The sequence below is a fragment of the Bacteroidota bacterium genome (genome assembly GCA_039821555.1).
Taxonomy (GTDB): domain Bacteria; phylum Bacteroidota; class Rhodothermia; order Rhodothermales; family Rubricoccaceae; genus JBCBEX01.
On record JBCBNX010000003.1, the window covers coordinates 80018 to 100944 of the forward strand.

Consider the following 20927-nt stretch of genomic DNA (forward strand, 5'->3'; position numbering starts at 1 on the left):
CACCCAGGCAATCCCGTCGTGATTCTGATTCTCGACAACTACGACTCGTTCACCTACAACCTCGTCCACCTCGTGGCGCGGCATACGGACCAGTATGAGGTCGTGCGCAACGACGCGCTGACACTGGACGAGGTACGGGAGCGGGCTTACGACGCTGTGCTGATCTCGCCAGGCCCAGGCCGTCCGGAGGATGCGGGCCTCTCGGAGCCGATCATCCGCGAACTCGGCGCTACGACGCCCATCCTCGGCGTGTGCCTCGGGCACCAGGCCATCGGGCGCGTCTTCGGAGGGACCGTGACCTACGCGCCCACCCTGATGCATGGCAAGACGAGCGACGTGACCCACGACGACCAAGGCGTCTTCGCGGGCGTTGCCCAGCCCTGCACGGCGACGCGCTACCACTCGCTCGTTGTCGCCCGCGAGGACCTGCCCGACTGCTTCACCATCTCCGCCGAGACTGCCGACGGCACCATCATGGGCCTCCGCCACAAGGACTTCCCCATTGAGGGCATCCAGTTTCACCCGGAGTCGGTGTTGACGACGGAAGGTCCCAAGATGATCGCGAACTGGGTTGGGATGGTCACAGGTCGCAGGTCGCAGGTCGCAGATCAGGGAGAACCAGCCACTCCACAAGAAAACTGAGCTATGGCCGCGTTCAAGCGATTCGAGGATATGGAGGCGTGGCAGGCGGCTCGTCGGCTCGTCGGCGAGATCTACGCAGCCACCAACACGGGCGCGTTTCAGCGCGACTTTTCACTGCGCGACCAGATCCGACGTGCGGCGATCTCAGTCCCGTCGAACATCGCTGAGGGCTTCGAGCGCGGCAGCGACCGTGACTTCGCGCGCTTTCTCCTGATCGCGAAGGGATCGGCTGGTGAGGTGCGCGCCCAGTTGTACTGTGCTCTCGATCTGGGCTACCTCTCCAACGAGGAGTTCCAGCACCTTCACGACTTAGTGAAGTAAATCAGCCGTCAACTGCACGGCCTGATCCGCTACCTCCGACAGACCGACAACGCACGTCTCCGCGAACCCGACCAGACCTACGACCTGTGACCAACGACCTACGACCCTATCTCAAGCACATAGCGGAGGGAGCTACGCTAACAGAACCCCAGGCCGACGCTGCCATGGAGGCCATGCTCACCGGCGCGGCTTCCGAAGTCGAGATCGCCGGGTTGCTACTCGGCCTACGGAGCCGCGGCGAGACGCTGGACGAACTCGCGGGCTTCACGCGCGCGATGCGCCGCCACGCCGTCGCGGTCGACCCCGGTCACGACGACGCGATCGACCTCTGCGGCACCGGGGGCGACTCGATGGGGACGTTCAACATCTCGACGGCGGCGGCCTTCGTCGCGGCCGGTGCGGGCGTGCCTGTCGCCAAACACGGCAACAAGGCCGTGTCGTCGAAGGCGGGCAGCGCCGATGTGCTCGACGCGCTCGGCGTGAACACGAGCCTCCGCAAAGAAGGCGTCGAGGCGTGCCTGCGCGAGGCGGGCATCGCGTTCCTGTTTGCGCCCTACTTCCACCCGGCGCTCAAGCACGTCATGCCGGTGCGTCGCGCACTCGGCGTGCGGACGTTCTTCAACATCCTCGGGCCGCTCTGCAACCCAGCGGGCGTGAAGCGGCAGCTCGTAGGCGCGTTCTCCGAGGACACCGCGCAGATGATGGCCCGTATCCTGCTGCGCCTCGGCTCCGAGCACGTCGTGGTGGTCTACGCGCACGATGGCCTCGATGAGCTTTCGACGACAAGTCCGACGACGATCTACCAGACCGGCAGCGACGCCTACGACGGCGGGATGCTGCACCAGATCGTAGAGCCCGAGCGCTTTGGCCTCGCCCGCGTGAAGGCGAGCGACCTCACCGGCGGCACGAAGGAGGAAAACGCCGAGATCGTGCGCGCTATCCTCCGCGACGAGGCCGGGCCGAAGCGCGACATCGTGCTCCTGAACTCAGCCTATGCGCTCCTCGCCTCGGGCCGCTTCGACGGCTTGGAGGACTGCCTCGCCGCCGCGAGCGACAGCATCGCCTCCGGCCGCGCCCTCGCCAAACTGGACGCGCTCGTCGAGGTGTCGAACGAGGTAGCAGCGACCGCCTGAACACCCCCTGCTTCTCTCCCCCTAAAGGGTCGAGAAGCTGTCCCCCCTCAAGCGTGAGGGGGACAGATCGAGCGAAGCGAGAACGGGGAGAGCCGTTCAGCCGAGCACCCTACCCCCGACACTCACCCGAACCCATGCGAAGCATCACCTACAGCGAGCGATTTACCAGCGGGCCCTCGTCCGCGGCGGCGCTCCACTACCGGGGCCACGCCGCCGTCTGGCGCGTCGTGCCCGCCCCCCTCGCCATACGCTCCTAGGTCGTGCGTCGCGGGTCCCGTGTCGAGGGTCTTCTCGAAACGGACTTTGACCCACGACCCCTGACCCACGACTCTCGACCCACCGACTCATGTCCATCCTCGACCGCATCGTCGCCGACACGCGCGACCTCGTCCAACGCCGCAAGGCCCACGTCCCCGCCGCCGTCCTCGAAGCGCGCCCCGCCTTCCGCGCGCCCACGCTCTCGCTCGCCGACGCACTGCGGCGCCCTGCTATCAGCAACGGGGACCCCACGGCACCGCCCGCTGTCATCGCCGAGATCAAGAAGGCCTCGCCGTCCGAGGGCGTCATCCGGCCCGAGTTCGACGTACCAGGCATCGCGCGACAGTACAAGACCGCCGGAGCCGCCGCCATCAGCGTGCTCACCGAGCCCACGCACTTTCAGGGCGCGCTCGGCAACCTCGACACGGCGCGGTTTGCGACGGACCTCCCGCTCCTGAGGAAGGACTTCATCGTCGACGAATACCAACTGCTCGAAGCTCGTGCCTTCGGGGCAGACGCGGTGCTCCTGATCGCAGCGGTGCTGGATGCTGTCGAACTGCGCGACCTGCACCAGACCGCGACCGACCTCGGACTGAGTTGCCTCGTGGAGGTCTACGACCCCAGTGAACTCGCTAAGCTGGACCTCGATGCCATCAAGATCCTCGGTGTCAACAACCGCGACCTCCGCACCTTCGAGGTCGACATCGACCACAGCGTACGCGTGCTGGAGCGCGTGCCGGACCACATCGTGCGCGTGAGCGAGAGCGGGCTCAAGACGGCTGACGACCTCGCCCACGTTCGTCGAGGGGGCGTCGATGCCGTGCTCATCGGCACCGCGTTCATGCGAGCAGCGAAGCCTGGCGACGCACTACAGGCCCTCGTCGAAGGGACCCAGCGCCGCCTGGCCTCGCCGCTGCGCATCGCGGTGTAGACCGTTTCCGTCGAGGAGGGCGACTCAGTCCAAGAAGGCGACATCGAACTCGCCGTTCGTCACCGTGACGGTCCCCCCGCTGCCGTTCGAGGCGGTGAACGAGAACGTGCCCCGGACACGCTCCGCTGTGATGCTCGTCACGGTGATCGTGCCCGAGCCGCCGAGCGCCGTCGTGAACGGCGTGCCCGTCGTCGTAGCTGAGTAGACCGCGACGAATTCCAGGTTGTTTGTGGAGTAGGTACCGGCGGAGAGGCTCATCACGGAGACCGAGATGCTGCTGCCGGTGGCGCTGATGCCGCCGAAGCCGAAGCTCGTGTCGTCCTCGTCGCGCCCGGCAGCGGAGAGCGTGGTGGCCGACCACGAGGCGCCGTCTACGGTGGCGGTGACCCCAGCATTGCCCGTGGACGGCCCGCCGTTGCCGTCGTCGCTGCTGTCGCTGTCGCAGGCGGTGAGCGTGAGCGCAAAGCACGCGCAGAGGAAGAGGGTGGCGAGGTTGCGAAGTGAGTGGATCATGGTCGTGAGGGTGTAGATCGAGGGAACAGAGAAGCGAGGCGCGCCTCAGCGCTGCACGACGAGGCGGCGGGTGACGGCCTGATCGACGTGGACGAGGCGCGCGAGGTAGAGGCCGCTGGGCAGCCTGGCCGTGTCGAGCGGCAGGGCATGCGTCCCGGCTGCGAGCCGCCCGTCGTGAACGAGGGCCACGCGGCGACCGAGGAGGTCGTAGACGGCGAGCGTCACCGGGCCCGCGGCGGCGAGCGTGACGGCGAGCGTTGCCGCATCACGTGCTGGGTTGGGATACGCTTCCAGGGCAAGACCTGCGGGCTGCGGCGTGTCCGCCTCGTTGGCGACAGACCCCACGCTCTGGAAGTAGGTGATCGTCTCCAGGACCGCGTCGGGGTCGTCCTGCGGGAAGGTGTCGCGCCAGAGCACCACCGCCGACTCGCCCTCGCGCGTCACGAAGCCGTAGCCTTTGAGCACGGCATCGCCGGGGCTGTCACCGAGCGGGAAGAGGTCGGTCGTCTGGTCGAGGCGCAGGCGGAGCGCCTGGAACGCCCCGCGCGGCGTGACGAGCGTGCCCCACCCGTCCACCTCGCGCACGATGGTCGAGCGCTGGTTCTCCGAGTCGATCACGCCGAAGTTCGGGACGAAGATCGCCGAGGAGTCGACAAACGACTCCGTCCACATCGCGCCGAGTTCGGTCGGGAAGCGGATCTCGGGCGCGCCGAGGTGATAGCGCCGCGTGACGAGCGTGTCGAGGCTGCCGTCCTGGTCGATGTCGAGGTCGCCGACGGCGAAGCCCGTGTTCCAGCCGCCCTCGGCGTCGAAGCGGTAGTAGAGCGACGACGTGGAGTCGGGCGACTCGTCGAGGTCGCGCCGCGCGCCGAGGCGCAGCACGGTGTTGGTGTTCGCCTCGCCGAACCACGGGTTCTGGAGCCCCTCGAAGTCGAACGGGTCGGCGTCGGGCGGGACGGGGACGAACCTCCTCCGGTCAACGAGTGCCAGCGTCGAGAGCATCGTGACCATGTTCCAGGACTGATTCGCGCCGTCGCTGCGGGCGATCACGCTGAGACCTGTCGTGTCTGGCAGCACGGCGAGGTCGGGCACCTCGCTCTCGAAGTCGTAGGTGAAGGACAGCTCCTCGGTGCCAAAGCGCGCCTCCACGTCGGCGCGGGTGATGGTGATCTGCGCCACAGCGGGCAGCGCGAGCGCGAGGAGGAGAAGCGGTAGCAGGAGGCGCATGGCAGTCGGCGGCTTGGTGTATGAGTCGCCTCCAAACTGCCGGTCCGAGCGCTGCCGTTCAATCGCCCAAGGATGTGAGATTGTGGCCGTTGGCTATCGGCTGGCGGCCATCAGCGTTCGGCCTCAGTCCGTCGGGCGCTGCTTTCTGGACAGACCTCGGGCTCTCTCCTCGCAATCGACGACGGACTACCGACCGCCTCCTACGCCTTTCCCAAGTACTTCAGCGTGGCCTCGGTGCGCGAGCGGACGTGCATCTTCTCGTAGATGTGCCGGATGTGCGTGCGCACGGTGTCGAGGCTGATGTGGAGCGCCTCGGCGATCTCGCGGTAGCGGTGGCCCTGCACGAGCAGGGCGAGGACCTCGCGCTCGCGGCTGGTGAGGTCAGCCTCGTCGGCGGCCGAGCGCGCGGGGCGGTGAAACGTCTCCACGACGCGGCGCGCGATCTGGCTCGACATCGGCGAGCCGCCCTCAGCGAGCATGCGGATATGCGCTAGGAGCTGCGCAGGGGGCATTTTCTTGAGCACGTAGCCGGTGGCTCCGGCCTGGAGCGCGCCGAAAACGTGGTCGTCGTCCTCGTAGACCGTGAGCATCATCACCTGCACGTCGGGCCGGGCCGTCTTGAGGCGGTGCGTGGCCTCCACGCCGTCCATGCCCGGCAGCCCGATGTCCATCAGCACTACCTCGGCGGTGAGCGACGCGGCGTGCTCCACGACGGGCTCGGCCGCGTCGAACGTGCCCACGCAGCGGAAGCCCTCGGAGGCGTCGATGAGGGTGGCGAGCCCCTCGCGGATCTCGGTCCGGTCCTCGATGATGGCGATCTGGATGGGCGTTGGCACGGCAGAGACGGTTGAGTGGCTATGGGCAAGGTCTGGGTGCCGCGCCGTCCATGCAATCGCATGAGGGTGTGAGAGTGGACAGAGAGTATAGGCGTGTGCAGGTATGGGCGTGTGCAGGTGCTCGTTCTCACCCATGTACATCCACTCGCCCGTGTACATCCATCCTCACACTTCGACCGGCAGTGGCGCTGCGAGACGAATCCGCGTGCCTGCACCCAGCTCGCTCTCCACCGTGAGGGCCCCGCCGATCTCCTCGGCGCGCTCGCGCATGTTGCCCAGCCCGTTGCCGAACCGCCGCCCCGACGCGAATCCTTGCCCGTCGTCCTCCACCGTCAGCGTCAACGCTTCCCCCGTCACCGTCACTGTCACCGTCACCCGCTGCGCCCCAGCGTGCTTCACCAGGTTGTGCACCGCCTCGCGCAGCACCAAGAACACGTTGCGCCGAAACTCCGTCGTCACCGAGCGCGGGGGTACCGACTCAGGAAAGCGCAGCACCACGTCGAGGCCGGTCGGCTCCAGCGCTTGGGCGGCGCTCTCGCGGAGGTAGGCCACGAGGTGGTCGAGGCGGTCGTTGCGCGGGTTGAGCGCCCACACGATCTGGCCGATCGCGTCGAGCGTGGCGCGCGACGTAGCGGCGATCTGCTGTAGGCGACCTGCGGCAGCCGGGGGTAGCGCGGCCGGGGCGCCGTCACCGCCGGGCGACTCGTTGTGGTGGGGCTGCGCCGCGTGGAGTTGGGCAAGCTCGGAGAGGATGGCGATCTCGGTGAGGCTCGCGCCGACCTCGTCGTGCATGTCGCGCGAGATGCGGGCGCGCTCCCGCTCCAAGGCCTGCTGCGCCTCCATCTGCGCCAATCTCCGCTGGTAGGCGCGGTGCGAGAACGACCACGCCACGAACGCCACGAGCCCGACGAGCGCTATGCCGAGGAGCAACTGGAACCACACGGTCTGCCAGAACCACGGCGCGACGATGACGGGCACGGCGACGCCCGTCTCGTTCCAGACGCCGTCCTCGTTGGCCGCCCGCACGCGGAAGGTGTAGCGCCCGGGCGGGAGGTTGGTATAGGTCGCGCGGCGCTGGTTGCCCATCGGCACCCAGGCGTCGTCCCAGCCCTCCATCTGGACCGCATACTGGTTGCGATGCGGGTTGGTGAAGGCGAGCGCGGCGAACTCGAACGCAAACGTCGAGACATCCGGCGCGATGCGAACCGGGGCACCGGCGACGTGGCGCTCGGTCATGGTGCTGTCTTGGGTAGCTCGGTGCAGCGCCGTCACCACGATCGGAGGCGGGTGCGGGTTGAGCCGGACCGCCTCGGGGTGGAAGGCCGTCACACCGCGGTCCCCGCCGAAATAGAAGGTGCCGTCGCGGCCCACCGCAGCGGCATGCCGGTTGAACTCGACGTTGCCGACCCCGTCCGCCAACGCATAGGCCCGGAAGGCGGGCACTTGCCCCTCGTCGTAGCGGGCGAGGCCTCGGTTGGTGGACACCCAGAGCGTGCCGTCCTCAGCTTCGAGGAGGGTATACACCGTGCTGCTCGGGAGCCCGTCGGCCGTCGAGAACTGCACGAAGCCGTCGGAGCCGGGGTCGCGCCGGGCCAGCCCACTCTGCGTCCCGACCCACAGCTGCCCCTTACGATCGAGGTGCAACGCCACGGTAGCGTCGTCGGGGATGGACGTGGGATCGCTCGCCCGATGGCGATACACCTCGAAGGCGTCCGCCTGCATGTCGTAGAAGAGCAAACCGTCCGTCGTAGTGATCCACGCGCCACCCGGCACGGTCCGTACCTGCTGGAGCCCCATGGACTCCTCGGGGAGCGGTGTCACGGCAACGGTGCCGTCAGGATGACGCCGGTGCAGCCCGCCAGGATAGCCATACCAGAGCGTGCCCGCCGCGTCGAGGTGCAGACCCATGGCGCTACTTCCCCAGGCATCGTGGAGAGGGCCTGCATGCCGGATGCGGCTGATTTCGCCCGGTTCGTCGAGGGGAATGGCGTTGAGACCGCCCCCCGTCCCTACCCAGACGGTGTCGGCGTCGGCTTCGACGGACCAGACCCAGTCCTGCCAGAGCGAGCGCGGGTCGTCGGGCTCGTGGCGGTAGCGTGTGACGCTGCCAGCGGGGCCGATGCGGTTGAGGCCCCCGCCCAGGGTGCCCACCCAGAGCGCGCCCGCCGGGTCCTCCTCGACAGACAGCACGATGCCGCTCCCGATGGTGTTGGGGTCGTCGGGGTTGTGGGCGAACAGCCGGAACGGCGAGATGAACGGCGACGCCCGGTGCAGGCCCCAGACCGTGCCTGCCCAAAACGTCCCTGTCCGGTCGCGGTGGAGCGCCGTGACCCAGTTCTGGGTGGCGATGTCGCCCGGCAGCCTCAGCGAGAAGCGCGTGAACGTCTGCGTAGCTAGGTCGAAGTGGTAGACCCCGTCGAGCGTCGCGAGCCAAAGCGCCTCGGGCGTCGGGATCATGTCGATGATGTCGAGCCCCGTCTCGGACCCTGCGACGTTCGGGGAGGGCGTTTCCAGTGTGACCATCCGGCCCTCCTCGACGTAGCCGAGATGCACGCCCCCGACCCAGACGCGCCCCCCAGCGTCTTCCGCGAGCGCGTTGAAGGGCTTGAACAGGAGGTCCTCGGACGACCACCAGGTGCGGTCTGCGCGCACGAATGAGCTGGCCCCGTAGCCGCCGTCCGCCGTCGGCGTGTACTGCTCAATACCCTGCGGCGTGCCCACCCAGACGGCCCCGCCCGACAGGCTCCATCCGTCATCGGCCCGGTGCGGCGTCAGGCGGTCCCGGACGACGGCGAACTGCCCCGCCGTGCGGTCGAAGCGCCAGAGAAACGTCGAGTCCGCCAGCCAGGCCTCCCCGTCGGGCCCGACGAACAGCGCGGCGTAGTGGTGCCCGTAGCGCTCCACGCGCTCGTGGTCCGGCCCAACCAGCCGCGCGACGCCGACGGGGCTACGGTCGGTCCGCTCGGCCCGCACCCAGAGGTCGCCGTGCGCGTCCTCTTCGATCTGCCGCACCTGGTTGCCCGGCAGCGAGGCCACGTCGAACGGCTCGAAGCGCCAGGTGCGCATCGTGTAGCCATCCCATCGCCCGAGCCCCTCGCGGGTGCCGAACCACAGGAAGCCGCGCCGGTCTTCGAGGATATCGTAGACGGACGACTGCGGGAGGTACGGTTCCACGTCGTGCGCCCGCTCGAAGCGCGGCGTCCAGGCCTCGCCCTCCGTCCCGCTGGTTTGGCCACTGGCTTGGACGACTGGCCCTTGCGCTACAGCACGCCCGGTGCCCCACCCTACGGCGAGCACGACGAACAAACTGATCCAGCGGATGCCACCATACATCGCACAACTGCCTGAAAACGAGTCAGTTGGCAAGATGCACGCCCGACATCACTAGGTGCAAGGGAGATGCAGAGAAACAGGAATGTCACCAGACGGCGCTACGCCCCTCCCCATTCCCTATTCCCTCTTGCTGAACACCACGCGGCGGTTCTGCGCCTTGCCCTCGGGCGTCTCGTTGTCGGCCACGGGCTCGCTCTCGCCGTGCCCCGCCGTGTCGAGACGGCCTGCGTCGATGCCGTTGTCGACGAGGTAGGCCTTCACGGCAGCGGCGCGGTCCTCGGAGAGCGTCTGGTTGGAGGCATCCCCGCCGTCGCTGTCGGTGTGGCCCTCGATGAGCAGGCTCAAGTCGCCGTGATCGTTGAGCATGTCGAGCACCTCGTTGAGCGTCGGCGTGGACTCGGGCTTGATGCGGGCGCTGCCGGTGTCGAAGAGGATGCCCGTCGTGGAGACGAAGCCGTCGGCCTCGAGGTCGTCGTAGAGCGAGCGCGGTCCGCCCTCAGCGATGCGGAGGTCGTCGAGGAAAACGCTGTAGCGGTAGACGTTCATGAACACGTGCAGCTTGCTCGCGCGCGGGAAGTCGACACGCGGCACGTTGGAGACGCGGGTGCCGTTGACGTACATCTTCCAGTAGGGCCCGTCCACCGCCACGGCGACGTCGTACCACGTGTCGGGCTGGAAGCCGACATCGCCCATGGCCTTCACGCCGCCGGGGAGTTTCAGCCCTTGCTCGGCGTTGCTGAGGACGACGTGCGGGTCGGGCGGATAGGTGCAGCGCGTGTCGGGCGTGTCGTCGCTGCCGTCGGAGAAGAGCCGGACGCGGGCGCGACGCTGCGGGTCGCTCGTGCGGACGCGGAACTGCATCGTGTAGCGCTCAGGCAGCGCCTCGGGCAGCGGGATCGTGAAGCAGCCGTTACCGCCCGGCCCGCCCTCGCTTGTGCCTTCGCCCACGCGAAGGACCTTGTTCTCCGTCCTGCCTTCGGTCATCTCGACCACGTCGAGCGTGCCCGCGATGTAGTCGAGGCGCGAGGGGAAGTTGCCGGTGCGGGTGCCCTCGAAGTCGTGATAGTAGAGCACGCGGTCGCCGGGGACGAAGTCGTAGTTGGCCCAGATGCCTGTGCCCGGGCGCGTGGTGTCGGGGGCGGCGCCGTCCTCTCCGTCGCGCGTCGCTTGGGCGGCGGCATCCTGGTCCTCGACGGGCTCGCCGTCGGCATCGACGTAGACGACCTCCTTGCCATCGGCTTCGGCCTCGCGGGCGCACTGCCGGTCGCCCATCGCACAGGCGATAGCTCCAGACACCGCACGGTCGGCCCGGCGCTCCGCCTCGCGCTCGACGGCCCGCTCGGCACCACGTTCGGCAGCCCGCCGCGCCCGCTCCAGGATGGACTGTGCGCTCAAACCCGGCCCGAGTAGCAGCGTGACACACACGACGACGAAGAGGCGAGAGAGCGACAGCATGGCGAGGCGAGGCTGGTGGAACGTCGACTCACACTAGCCGAGATCTTCGCCGCCCCGCGTCGCCCGTTGATGTGATATTGAGGCTGTTGCGTATTGCGTATCGGATCGAGGTCAACACGGAATACGCAACACGCAACGCATCTCGCCTCCGAGGACTGCCTCAAACAGGGAGCCCAAACAGGGAGCCGACTTCGAGCACGCCCTCTCGCTTCACTTCAGATGACCAAAACCAAAATCTGCGGCATCACGCAGCTCCAGGATGCACGCGTCTGTGCAGGCTATGGGGCCAATTACCTCGGCTTCATCCAGTACGAAGACAGCCCCCGCTACGTCGAGCCTGCCGTGGCGAAGGAGATCATCGGCTGGGTGGCGGGCGCGCAGCCCGTGGGCGTGTTCGTGAACGAGGACGCCGAGACGATCAACCGCCGCTGCGCCGAGGTCGGCTTCCAACTCGCGCAGCTGCACGGCCACGAGCCACCGGAGGTCGTCGCTGCCGTCGAAGTACCCGTCATCAAGGCCGTCCACGTCCAGCACGACGCGGCCAGCGAACAGCTTCGGTTCCTCATGGAGCCGTATGAGGGCCTCGCCGACTACTTTCTCCTCGACACGCACAAGACGAGCCTCTGGGGCGGTACGGGCGAGAGCTTCAACTGGCGCCTCGCCCGCGAGTTGGCGGGCGACTTCCCGCTCTTCCTCGCGGGCGGCATCGGCGCGCACAACGTGGCCGAGGCGTTGCGCATGCGGCCCTACGCCGTGGACCTCTCCTCGTCCGTCGAGTCCGAGCCCGGCGTGAAGGACTACGACAAGCTCGCCGCCTTCTTCGACGCGTTCTACGAGGCGGTCGAAGAAGAGTCGTAGGACACAAGTCTTAAGTCGCAGGTCCAACCGTGTCCAGACCTGCGACCTGTGACCCAGGACCTGCGACGCGCTCCCAGGCGAACAGGTCGGCGTACGCGTCGTCCTCGCCCATCATCTCGCAGACGACGAGGCGGGCGAGGCGGACGGCGAAGCCCATGCCGTGCCCGGTGAAGCCGCCGCACCAGCGGCTCTCAGGGTGCCCTGGCAGCGCACCCACGAGCGGGAGGCCGTCGGGCGAGAAGCCCATCGTCCCGCTCCACCGCCGCTCGACCTGGACGGGCGAGACAGCGGGAACGTGCTCAGCGAGGTAGGCTTCGAGGCCGGCTTGCAACGCAGGCGTAGTGGCGTCTTCGTAGCCGACCTCCTCATCCCGATGGAGGTGCCGTGCGCCGCCGACCAGAAGGCGGCCGTTGGCGTGCTGGCGGACATAGTAGTAGCCCTCGTGCGAGTAGACGGGCCGCGTGAGGGTCGGCGCGACGGGTGCCGTGGCGAGCATCTGCGCGCGGACGGGCCGGACGAACAGGGCCAGGTCCGGGACGAGCAGCGGCGCGTAGGCGTTGAGCGCAAGTACGACCCGCTCGGCCCGGATGGTGCCGCGTGCGGTGTGAACGAGCGTACCCCTACGGTCGGCCTCCAACGCTTCGACAGGCGTATGCGTTACGAGCGTGGCACCGCTCTCGCTGGCCAGGTACCGTACGAGCCGCACGGGGTCGAGCGCGCCGTCGTCGTCCACGAGGAGCGCACCGGCGAAGCGCGCCGTGCCAAGCGTGCGGTTAGCAGCCGCCGCGTCGAGGTAGCGGGCGTTCGTACCGAGGTCAGCGAGCAGATCGGCCCCGCGTTCGAGGCGGTTGGCGTCGTCGGGGCTCGCGGCGGCGATGGCGCTGCCGACGGCCTCGCGGCGGATCGCGCCGGCGGGCAGCGCTTCGACAAGCCGCTGGTTCTCCTGCGTGAATGCCCAGATGCGTCGCGCGATGTCCTCGCCATATTCCTCGACGGCTTGCACTACGTCGGCGGCAGTGCCTTGCAGCAGGAAGCCTGCGTTGCGGCCCGACGCCCCGCTCGCCAACGCCCCCCGTTCCACGAGGGCAACGCGCAAATCCGGGGCGTGCTGCCGCAGCCAGTAGGCCGCCGCGCAGCCCGCCACGCCGCCGCCGACCACCGCGATATCTACCGCGTCTGGGAGTTGTGCGGGGGGCGGTGCCGCGGGCGTATCGGCTTGCCAGAGCGAGGTCGTAGACATGGGCAGTGCGGAAAGTCTCGGCGTCCAACCTACGCCGTCGCCGGTCGGTGTGGATCCAGCCCTTCGCGCGTGCTCGGCGTCTCTACTCGTCGAAGTCGGGCCTCGTGTCGGCCAGGACCAGCACGCGGTCTTCGGCGACCCCGGCCTCGGACTCGACCCGGTAGGTAAAGATACCGCTCTGGTCTTGCGGAGCGAACCAGTCTGCCACAGACATACTACCGCTGGATACCGTGGCCGCAACCCCTCCCGAGGGGTCGACGAGGGTAATAGTTGAGGAAGGAGGTAGGTTGACGAACCGAATGATGCGCTCGTCGGGGCTTCGGCCGTACGCCGTGGTGAAGGAGGCAGGGTTGGGCACGGCCTGGACCAGATCGAGGAAGTCGAGGGCCGGAAGCCGCTCAATGGCGAGCGCGTCGTCGTCGCCGAAGGCGAGCCCGTCGATGCTGCGCAGTTCCGGCCCGAACTGCAGGGTGCCTGCTTGCCATCCTCCCCTGACGCCTTCCGGGTTGGGCTCGGTCGTCTCCCGGAAGAAGGCAAGCGTGGCCGTAGCCGGGTCGTACCAGAACGAGGCGGGGCTACCGTCGAAGGTCACCTGCTCGGCGTCCTGCACGCCCCATATGTCGCTGGGCCACGTCAGCAGAGTCGGCGGTTCGCCATCCTCGCCGACGAGGAGCCTGCCTCCCTCGTCCGTGAGGCTCCGGTAGCCTAGCGTGGCCGTGTCGAGCGGCGCGCTCAACCGTACGAGGAGGCCGCCGCCGTTTTGTAGCGCCCCGTCGTCGCCGAGGTTGGTGCTCACGACGGAGAGCACCTGTGGATCTTCAGTACCGCTGTCGCACCCGGCCAGAAGGCCGACAGCCAGCCCTGTAACGATGATCGTGAAGTAGGCAAAGCGCATGGGGCGCGGTAGGCTGGACTAGGAAGAGAGGCGTCCACGCTTGACCCATCGCCCGGTTGCTCATCCCACCTTCAAGACTGGTCAAGAACGCCGCGTCTAGCTGTGTCGAGCCCTGACTGTGTGGGCGAACTCAGCCCTGCTCGCGGAGCGTCACCACCAGGCCATCCGGCTCCGCCTCAACGTGCACGTCGGCGAGCCGGGCGACCACGGCGTTGGCCGCGGCGAGATACTCAGGCTGGCCTGTCGAGGCGATACCGATGGCGCCCGCAGCCTGCGCCGAGGCGACGCCAGCGGGCGCACGGGCTTCAGAGCGAGGTCGTCGACATCGTTCTTCTTGGAGCAGTGTAGCTCTTGAGCACTTCTTGGAGAGGGATGCGACGAGGCACACCAGCTTGCTCGCCACGATCTACCATGCCATACGCACTACCATGCCATACGCACCATGCAAACACATACTGTGAAGCCGAGTCCGCCAGCCTTGCGCCGGACGAGCTTCAGCGCGTCCACACATAGCGCTCCACGGTGGCGTCGCCGGGAGTGGCCTCGTGGCGGAAGCCTAGCCGCGTGAGCAAGGCGATGGAGGCGGTGTTGTCAGGCACGGTGATCGCGAGGACGCGGTCGAGCCCGAGCGCGGGGACTTCTTGGCCGAGAATGGCGGCAGCGGCCTCGTGGGCGTACCCCTGCCCCCAGTGCTCCGGCAGGAGTGCGAAGCCGAGGTCGGGCGCGTCGAGCGTGTCGCGCTTCAGCAGGCCGCAGATGCCGAGCACGGCCTCGTCCGTCTTTCGCTCGACCGCATAGAGGCCGTGCCCCACGTCGGCGTAGCGCGCCCAGAGCCCGGTGGCCAGATAGTCTCGGGCGGCGGCCTCCGTGCGCACGCCACGGTCGCCGATGAAGCGCAGGAACGACGGCTCGTTGAGCAAGCGCAGCACAAACGGCGCGTCGGCAGCGGTCAGGTGACGCAGCACCAATCGTTTGGTCGTGAGCGCGCTCATGTCGTTGTGGCCCGGCGTTCTAGGTTCTGCGGGAGGTCCCTCTGCGTCCTCGTCCTGCCCTGCAAACGCGGTTCGCGCGCGCAAGCGCCCGCTGACCTGGCAGGCCCTGCGTAATCTACACGAATCCGCAGCCTTCGTAGCCATGCCACCCTCGTCCCATGGATCGATTGCTGCGATGCACGGTAGACGAAAGCCCCTGCAAGCGCTCCGCCCGTTGTGTTCAGCCGCCCCCGGCGCGTAGCTTGCGCGTTGCTGTTTTTTGACGCCATACCCTGTGGTGTCCACGCCTGCTCCTCCGGCCATGACCGCCTCGACGTTCGCCGCCGCCCTCGCCGACCACTTTCTGGCAATGCTACCGGACGACCGGCCGCTCGAGCGCGACGCGCTCGCAGCCCTGCCGGCTCCGGTGGGCCACTTCCTCTCGTGCTGGCTCGCGCAACACGTCGGACGCGTCGATGCGTCGCTGCGGTCGCCCTGGGTGGCCGAGACCTCAGCGGTCGCCGCCGCCCGCGCAGACCTGGTCGCGACCATGCAGCGCGACGCGCAGGTCCCCGAGGAGCGCCGTGCCCAGGTCGTACGCTATGCCACGGCCCGGATCGTGAGCTTCCTAGTGGCTCCGGCCGAGGCCTTTCCGAAGACCATCGAGGAGACGGGGGCTGGGCCGTATTCGGTCGAGCTCGTCCTCGACCGCCTCGCCTGGTTCGCAACGCGGCCCACGCTCGCCGAAGTGCTCCGCAGCTACTTTGACTGGAAGGGCACGCAGCAGGTTAGCGCGAGTGACCTCCGCCGCCTCCTCGCCCAGATCGACGAGCGACTAGCCCAGGAGGAGTCCCCGAGCGACTGGATGGACCACCTCGCGCCGCTGTTCGACTTGGCGGCACACGTGAACGCCGACCGGCACCTCTCTGCCTCGGTTCTGCGCGACCACTTCGCCGCGCGCGGCTTGGACGCGTCGGTGTTCTCCGACGACCAGGCCGCTGTCAGCGAGGCGCAGCTCCTCGCGCTGCTCCAGATTGACGCGCCGCGCGTCCCCGTCAGCGTCAACGCGCTGATGGTCGAGGAGGACGACCTCGGCTTTACCGCGCCGTCGCCCTCCGCTCCCGACGCACCACTGGCAACAGGGCCGGATGCCAACGCGGCCGTGGCTCCGGAGGACGTACCCACGGAGGATTCCCAAGTAGCTCATCTGCACGCGGAGGCCCCGGAGACTGAGGCGGAGGCCCCGGAGACTGAGGCGGAGGCCCCGGAGACTGAGGCGGAGGCCCCGGAGACTGAGGACGTGCCCTCGGAAACCGCGCCCCGCACCGCATTCGAGCCAGCACCCGAGGCAGTGACCTCGCACGAAGACACCGACGTCCAGCAGACCGACGACAGCCTGGCATCGGAGCCGTACTCGCCCACCTCTGCGCTCGACGCGCCGCTTCCCGACCTAGCGCAGGCACCCCTCTCGTCGTCGCTCGGTCCCGCACCGTCGGTTCCAGCGGTTCCTTCAGCACCCGAGACGCCGTCCGAGAACGAGACTTCGGAGGCTCTGACCTCGGCTTCCCAGAACGTGGCAGACGCGGCCCAGGACTCCTTCGATCCTGGCGAGCCGCCTTCTTCGAGACCTTCCACCATCGAAGAGGCAACGCGCGACGACCAGCCACTCTGGAGTCAGTATGCCGCGCCGGACGCGCCCAGCGTCAACGACGGCTTCGCGGATCCTGACGCCACGCCTGCTTCCCCTCCAGCCAGCGGCCGCGACGTGCCGCTCTGGAAACGCTACTTCTCCGGCGGCGACTCAGGCCCGGCCTCGGCGGACGAGGCCCCGCTCCCCTCAGAAGACAGCGTCGACCTACGCCCTGCAGCGGTAGAGACGGGTGTACCGGCAGGCTCGTCGGATACCGTGCCCACCGATGCGCCGTCAGACGACGTGTCCTCAACGCCGTCTGACACAACCGCGCCGACAGCAGCGCCGCTAGCTCCGGAATCGTACGCAGAGGCCTCCTCGCCCACAGAGGCGATGCCCTCAACTGCAGAGGCGACACCTTCAGCTGCAGAGGCGACGCCTTCAACTTCAGAGCCCCCTCCCTTATCGGAAGCGCCGCGGCCCACGGCGGCAGAGACGCCAGCTACCCTGGACGACTCGCCGAGCGCACTAGAGCGCCGCTTGCTGGGCGCCGCGGCCGACCAACGTTCGTGGTTTGTCGAGCAGCTCACCGAAGGCGACGGAGCCGCCTACGATGCGACCCTCCAGGCCATCGACCGGGCGGATTCGTGGATCGAGGCTTCCCAGATCATTTCGCGGGAGATCTTCCGGCGCTACTCGGTCTACATCTGGAGCGCACCGGCCCGGGCTTTCACGGACGCCATCGAGTCGTACTTCCGCACTGCGCGGACGCAAGCAAAGTAGCCGCGAGGCCGCAGACGCTCGCGTCTATCGGTTGTATGCGCACTTATCGGTAGTGCGCGCACTCGCGCGGGTCGGTCGTGGCGTCGAAGACCTGGCCGCAGCGCGTACACCGATAGTCGAGGCGCCTGGGCGTGGCGCTGGCCCCGGCCAAGAGGACCAGCATGGCACCGAACCCGTAGCGAGGGACTGCTCGCACCTCAGGGTGGTCGCGGCGATGCCCGCACACACACGCGCTCGCCGTATCGGACGCCAGTCCTGGCGCCTGCTCGCCCGGCGTCATGCGTCGTCGCCCAGGCGGACGTCCTTGGCACGTAGCTGTAGCGTCGTCCGGCCGTTCCAGGTGTTGTCCTCAACGCAAAAAGCCAGTTCGAAGCCGCGACCGCGCCGGGCGCTCTGAAGCACCTCCGGCAGCCGCTCGGCCAGGCCGAAACCGATCACGCTCATCGGACGCCCGCCATCGCGCTGCGCGACACGCATGCGAAGGTGCTGGCGGTCGGCGCCGCACGTCGACGGCTGGCCCACCACGCGGAGGTCGCGGCCCCAAAACACGGGCTTGCGGTTGGCCGGGCCAAACGGGCCAAACTGCTGGAGGAGACGCCAGAACTTGCCACCGTACCCGTCTACCTCGTTGAGGTCGAGCTGCGCGTCGAGCTCGATCTCGGGTTCGAGTTGGGCGGGCTCGACAGCGTTTTCGATGGCGTCGCTGAGGCGGGCGCGCAGTTCAGGGATGTGGCTCTTGTCGAGCGCGAGCCCTGCCGCGAAGGCGTGGCCACCGAAGCGCTCCAGCAAGTCGGAGCAGGACTGCAGCGCGTTGTAGACGTTGATGCCCTTCACCGAGCGCGCGGAGCCTTTGACGTGGCCGTTCGTCTCGCCGTACGACGTGAGCAGCACCGTCGGACGGTGAAAATGCTCTGCGACCCGGCTCGCCGTGATGCCGATGACGCCGGGGTGCCAGTCGGCGCCGTAGAGCACGAGCGCCTTCGGGTCACCGTCCATGAACCGCGTGGCCTCGGCGAGCGCGACCGTGCGCGTGTCGTCGTCGAGTTCGCGGCGCTGGCGGTTGAGCGCTTCGAGCTCTTCAGCGAGCAGCTTCGCTTTCCAGCTGTCCGACTCGATGAGCAGATCGACGGCCAGCGTGGCGTCGTCAAGGCGCCCGGCGGCGTTGATGCGCGGGCCGAGGTTGAAGACGATGGTCGAGGTCGTCGCCGTCGTGAGGTCCACGCGCGCCTGCTCGGCGAGGCGCAGCAGGCCGGGCCGCTGCGTGGCGCGGAGGCGTTCGAGGCCGGCGCGCATCAGCACGCGGTTCTCGTCCTGGAGCGGCACGATGTCCGACGCCGTCGAGACCGCGACGAGGTCCAGGTAGGGCCACGCCTCCTCTTCGGGGCGTCCCTGGCGCTGGAGCACGGCCTGGATGAGCTTGAAGCCCACGCCGCAGCCGGAGAGGCCGTCGAACGGATAGCCGCAGTCGGGGCGCTTTGGGTCGAGCACGGCGACCGCCTCGGGGATCGTCTCGCCCGCGGTGTGGTGGTCGCAGATGACGAGGTCGACGCCCTTGCTCTTCGCGTAGAGCGCCGCGTCGTGCGCCGTGATGCCGCAGTCGAGCGCCACGATCAGCGTCGCGCCCGCCTCGATGGCGTGGTCGATGCCCGCCTCGGACAGCCCATAGCCGTGGATGAAGCGGCTCGGGACGAAGAACGCCGGGTCGAGGCCCTGCGCGCGCAGGAAGCCCACCATCAGCGCCGTGGAGGTCGTCCCGTCGACGTCGTAGTCGCCGTAGACGAGCACGCGCTCGCCCTGCTCGATGGCCTGGAGCAACCGGCCCACGGCGGCGTCCATGTCCTGCATCAAGAACGGGTCGTGGAGCGCCGGGAGACCGTCACGGAAGTAGTGCCGGGCCTCGTCGAAGGAGCCGATGCCGCGCGCCACAAGGGTGCGCGCGAGGGCCATCGGGAGGCGGTTCAGTTGATAGCTCAGGCGGGTGATCGCCTCCAGGTCATCGACCGGGCGGAGCGTCCAGCGGGGGGTAGGCATGGGGAGACTCGTGGGGAAGCGCGTCAGGGCGGCTTCCGTATGACATTCGTTCGCCGCGAATATAACATGGGGGTAACCTTGGCTTGGTCGCTTCACCCGCCCGTGGGACGGTCCCCTTCGACTTCCTGTTGGTTGTGCAGGCCACCAGACCGCGCAGTAAACCCTGCACAACGAACCCCGCCCGGCGAATCCAGAGCCGCTCGCCGTCAGCCCTCGTGCAGCCCGATCACGCCCAGCATGCGGCCCGTGCGGCCCGCTTCGGCGCGGTACGAGAAGAAGCGGTCATTGTCCGCCACCGTGCAGCCGGGGTCGATGTCGAGGTGCGTCTCCGCGAGCCCGGCGCTGAGGAGTTGCGCGCGGAGGACGGCCTTGAGGTCCGCGTGCGGCTTCGCGCCGGGCGACGGCACGGTCACGAACCGGTCGTCGAACTGTGCCGCCACCTCAGGCCCCACCTCGAAGTGCGCCTGGCTGATGCACGGTCCGATGTAGGCGCGGATGCGGGACGCCTCGGCACCGAGCGCCTGCATCGCAGCGACGGTCTGCGCCGCGATGTTCGCCACCGTCCCACGCCACCCGCTGTGCGCAGCCCCAACGACGCGCGCCTCGGGATCGGCGAGCAGCACCGGCGCGCAGTCGGCGACCTGGATGGCGAGCAACACACCCGGCTGGCTCGTCACGAGGGCATCGCGCTCGCGATAGACACCCGCGGCCGTGACCGTCTCGACCTCGGCCCCGTGCACCTGCCCGGCCAGCACCAGCACGTCGGCCGGATCGCTCTCGGCGCGGAAGTCGAGCGCGCGGAGCAGCGCCGCTTGGTGCGCGTCGCGCGTGGCCGCCTCCGTCTCGGTGTTCGTGCCGAGGTCATACCCCAGATCCCCGAGCGCAACGCCTACGGGCGCGTGCCGGGTCGTGATCGCCGCGACAATCGCGGGGAGTTCGGCGAACAGATCGGAACGCAGGAGCACGGAGGGTCAGGTCGATGTGAGGGCACGCAGCACGGCGGCATGCGGTATCGTCTGGCCGGTCCAGAGCCGGAACGCCTCGGCGGCCTGCCCGACGAGCATGGCCATGCCGCCGAGTGGGGTTGCGCCGTGCGCGGCGGCTTCGCGGAGGAAGCGCGTCTCAGCGGGCGCGTAGACGAGGTCGTAGGCGATCTGCGCTGCGTGGAAGTCGGCGGCGGCGCTCCATGGCGTCTCGGCCTCGTGCGCCCCGTGCATGCCGAGCGGCGTCGCGTTGACGAGCAGCGTCGCGCTCTGAACGGCCTCGGAGGCGTCGTCGTCCGCACGGACTGCGACTGCGCCGAGCGGGTCGAGGTGGGCGACGTCGTCGGCGAGAGCCTCCGCGTTGGCGGGCGAGCGCGCGACGAGCGTCAGGCGGGCGACGCGCACTTCGGTGAGCAGTGCGTAGACGACGGCCCGAGCCGCCCCGCCCGCTCCGAAGACGACCGTTTCCGCGCCGTCGAGGCGTTCCGCGTAGGGCCGCAGCGGCTCGAAGAAGCCCGCCGCGTCGGTGTTGGTCCCGAGGAGCGTCCCGTCCGGCTGCGGCACGACGGTGTTGACCGCGCCGATGGCCTCGGCGACCGGCGTGAGCGCGTCGAGGTGCGGGATGATGGACTGCTTGTGCGGGATCGTCACGTTGGCCCCGAGCACGCCGAGTGCCCGCAGTCCCACGACGGCGTCGCCGAGGTCGTCGGGCCGAACGTGGGCGGCGAGGTAGACGGCGTCGATCCCGAGCTCCTCGAACGCGGCGTTGTGGATCGCGGGCGAGCGCGAGTGCGCCACGGGGTCGCCGAGGAGCAGTGCGAGGCGGGTCTGAGCGGTTGGGGTCATAGACATGGACATGAAAGCCAGCGCAAGCTAGCGCGCACCGG

19 protein-coding genes are annotated in these 20927 nt (G+C 68.6%); 7 read left to right on the forward strand and 12 right to left on the reverse strand.

Annotation, left to right across the window (positions count from 1 at the left end; translation table 11 throughout):
- Positions 1-18: 18 nt before the first annotated feature.
- The 5 genes from AAFU51_04755 (at position 19) to trpC (ending at position 3285) form a co-directional block, all read left to right on the forward strand.
- Positions 19-642 (forward strand): aminodeoxychorismate/anthranilate synthase component II, encoded by a 624-nt coding sequence (locus AAFU51_04755; protein MEO1570558.1) that lies wholly within the window; start codon positions 19-21, stop codon positions 640-642.
- 3 nt (positions 643-645) lie between these two features.
- Entirely contained in the window at positions 646-963 is a 318-nt protein-coding gene (locus AAFU51_04760; GenBank protein ID MEO1570559.1) for a four helix bundle protein, read from the forward strand.
- A gap of 86 nt (positions 964-1049) precedes the next feature.
- On the forward strand, positions 1050-2096 hold the full coding sequence (gene trpD, locus AAFU51_04765) for an anthranilate phosphoribosyltransferase (GenBank protein MEO1570560.1): 1047 nt from the start codon (positions 1050-1052) through the stop codon (positions 2094-2096).
- 134 nt (positions 2097-2230) lie between these two features.
- Complete coding sequence (locus AAFU51_04770; protein MEO1570561.1) at positions 2231-2353, forward strand: hypothetical protein; 123 nt, start codon at positions 2231-2233, stop codon at positions 2351-2353.
- Between the two features lie 89 nt (positions 2354-2442).
- Positions 2443-3285, forward strand: a complete 843-nt coding sequence (gene trpC / locus AAFU51_04775) for an indole-3-glycerol phosphate synthase TrpC (protein ID MEO1570562.1) — start codon at positions 2443-2445, stop codon at positions 3283-3285.
- Positions 3286-3309: 24 nt separating this feature from the next.
- Here trpC and AAFU51_04780 read toward each other — a convergent pair whose 3' ends face one another.
- The 5 genes from AAFU51_04780 to AAFU51_04800 all read right to left on the reverse strand — a co-directional run bounded on the left by AAFU51_04780 (position 3310) and on the right by AAFU51_04800 (position 10649).
- Positions 3310-3798, reverse strand: coding sequence for a DUF6252 family protein (locus AAFU51_04780; protein MEO1570563.1), 489 nt, complete (start codon positions 3796-3798; stop codon positions 3310-3312).
- Between the two features lie 45 nt (positions 3799-3843).
- Positions 3844-5025: a T9SS type A sorting domain-containing protein gene (locus AAFU51_04785; protein MEO1570564.1), complete on the reverse strand. Its 1182-nt coding sequence runs from the start codon at positions 5023-5025 to the stop codon at positions 3844-3846.
- Positions 5026-5225: 200 nt separating this feature from the next.
- Positions 5226-5861, reverse strand: a complete 636-nt coding sequence (locus AAFU51_04790; protein MEO1570565.1) for a response regulator transcription factor — start codon at positions 5859-5861, stop codon at positions 5226-5228.
- 165 nt (positions 5862-6026) lie between these two features.
- Positions 6027-9227, reverse strand: coding sequence for a two-component regulator propeller domain-containing protein (locus AAFU51_04795; GenBank protein MEO1570566.1), 3201 nt, complete (start codon positions 9225-9227; stop codon positions 6027-6029).
- Positions 9228-9311: 84 nt separating this feature from the next.
- Positions 9312-10649 (reverse strand): OmpA family protein, encoded by a 1338-nt coding sequence (locus tag AAFU51_04800; protein ID MEO1570567.1) that lies wholly within the window; start codon positions 10647-10649, stop codon positions 9312-9314.
- Between the two features lie 219 nt (positions 10650-10868).
- Here AAFU51_04800 and AAFU51_04805 point away from each other — a divergent pair, with 219 nt between their 5' ends.
- Positions 10869-11507: a phosphoribosylanthranilate isomerase gene (locus tag AAFU51_04805; GenBank protein MEO1570568.1), complete on the forward strand. Its 639-nt coding sequence runs from the start codon at positions 10869-10871 to the stop codon at positions 11505-11507.
- A gap of 10 nt (positions 11508-11517) precedes the next feature.
- Here the strand turns inward: AAFU51_04805 and AAFU51_04810 are convergent, their stop codons facing one another.
- The 4 genes from AAFU51_04810 to AAFU51_04825 all read right to left on the reverse strand — a co-directional run bounded on the left by AAFU51_04810 (position 11518) and on the right by AAFU51_04825 (position 14634).
- Positions 11518-12747 (reverse strand): FAD-binding oxidoreductase, encoded by a 1230-nt coding sequence (locus tag AAFU51_04810; GenBank protein MEO1570569.1) that lies wholly within the window; start codon positions 12745-12747, stop codon positions 11518-11520.
- 82 nt (positions 12748-12829) lie between these two features.
- The gene (locus tag AAFU51_04815) at positions 12830-13642 is read right to left on the reverse strand and encodes a hypothetical protein (protein MEO1570570.1); all 813 of its coding nucleotides are present in this window, start codon (positions 13640-13642) and stop codon (positions 12830-12832) included.
- Between the two features lie 130 nt (positions 13643-13772).
- Positions 13773-14045 (reverse strand): hypothetical protein, encoded by a 273-nt coding sequence (locus AAFU51_04820; GenBank protein ID MEO1570571.1) that lies wholly within the window; start codon positions 14043-14045, stop codon positions 13773-13775.
- A gap of 91 nt (positions 14046-14136) precedes the next feature.
- Positions 14137-14634, reverse strand: a complete 498-nt coding sequence (locus AAFU51_04825; protein MEO1570572.1) for a GNAT family N-acetyltransferase — start codon at positions 14632-14634, stop codon at positions 14137-14139.
- A gap of 301 nt (positions 14635-14935) precedes the next feature.
- Here AAFU51_04825 and AAFU51_04830 point away from each other — a divergent pair, with 301 nt between their 5' ends.
- Positions 14936-17026 (forward strand): hypothetical protein, encoded by a 2091-nt coding sequence (locus AAFU51_04830; protein ID MEO1570573.1) that lies wholly within the window; start codon positions 14936-14938, stop codon positions 17024-17026.
- A gap of 276 nt (positions 17027-17302) precedes the next feature.
- Here the strand turns inward: AAFU51_04830 and recJ are convergent, their stop codons facing one another.
- From recJ to AAFU51_04845, 3 genes are all read right to left on the reverse strand, one after another.
- Positions 17303-19057, reverse strand: coding sequence for a single-stranded-DNA-specific exonuclease RecJ (recJ, locus tag AAFU51_04835; protein MEO1570574.1), 1755 nt, complete (start codon positions 19055-19057; stop codon positions 17303-17305).
- Between the two features lie 206 nt (positions 19058-19263).
- On the reverse strand, positions 19264-20022 hold the full coding sequence (gene pgeF / locus AAFU51_04840; GenBank protein ID MEO1570575.1) for a peptidoglycan editing factor PgeF: 759 nt from the start codon (positions 20020-20022) through the stop codon (positions 19264-19266).
- 6 nt (positions 20023-20028) lie between these two features.
- Positions 20029-20886: a shikimate dehydrogenase gene (locus AAFU51_04845; GenBank protein ID MEO1570576.1), complete on the reverse strand. Its 858-nt coding sequence runs from the start codon at positions 20884-20886 to the stop codon at positions 20029-20031.
- Positions 20887-20927 lie beyond the last annotated feature (41 nt).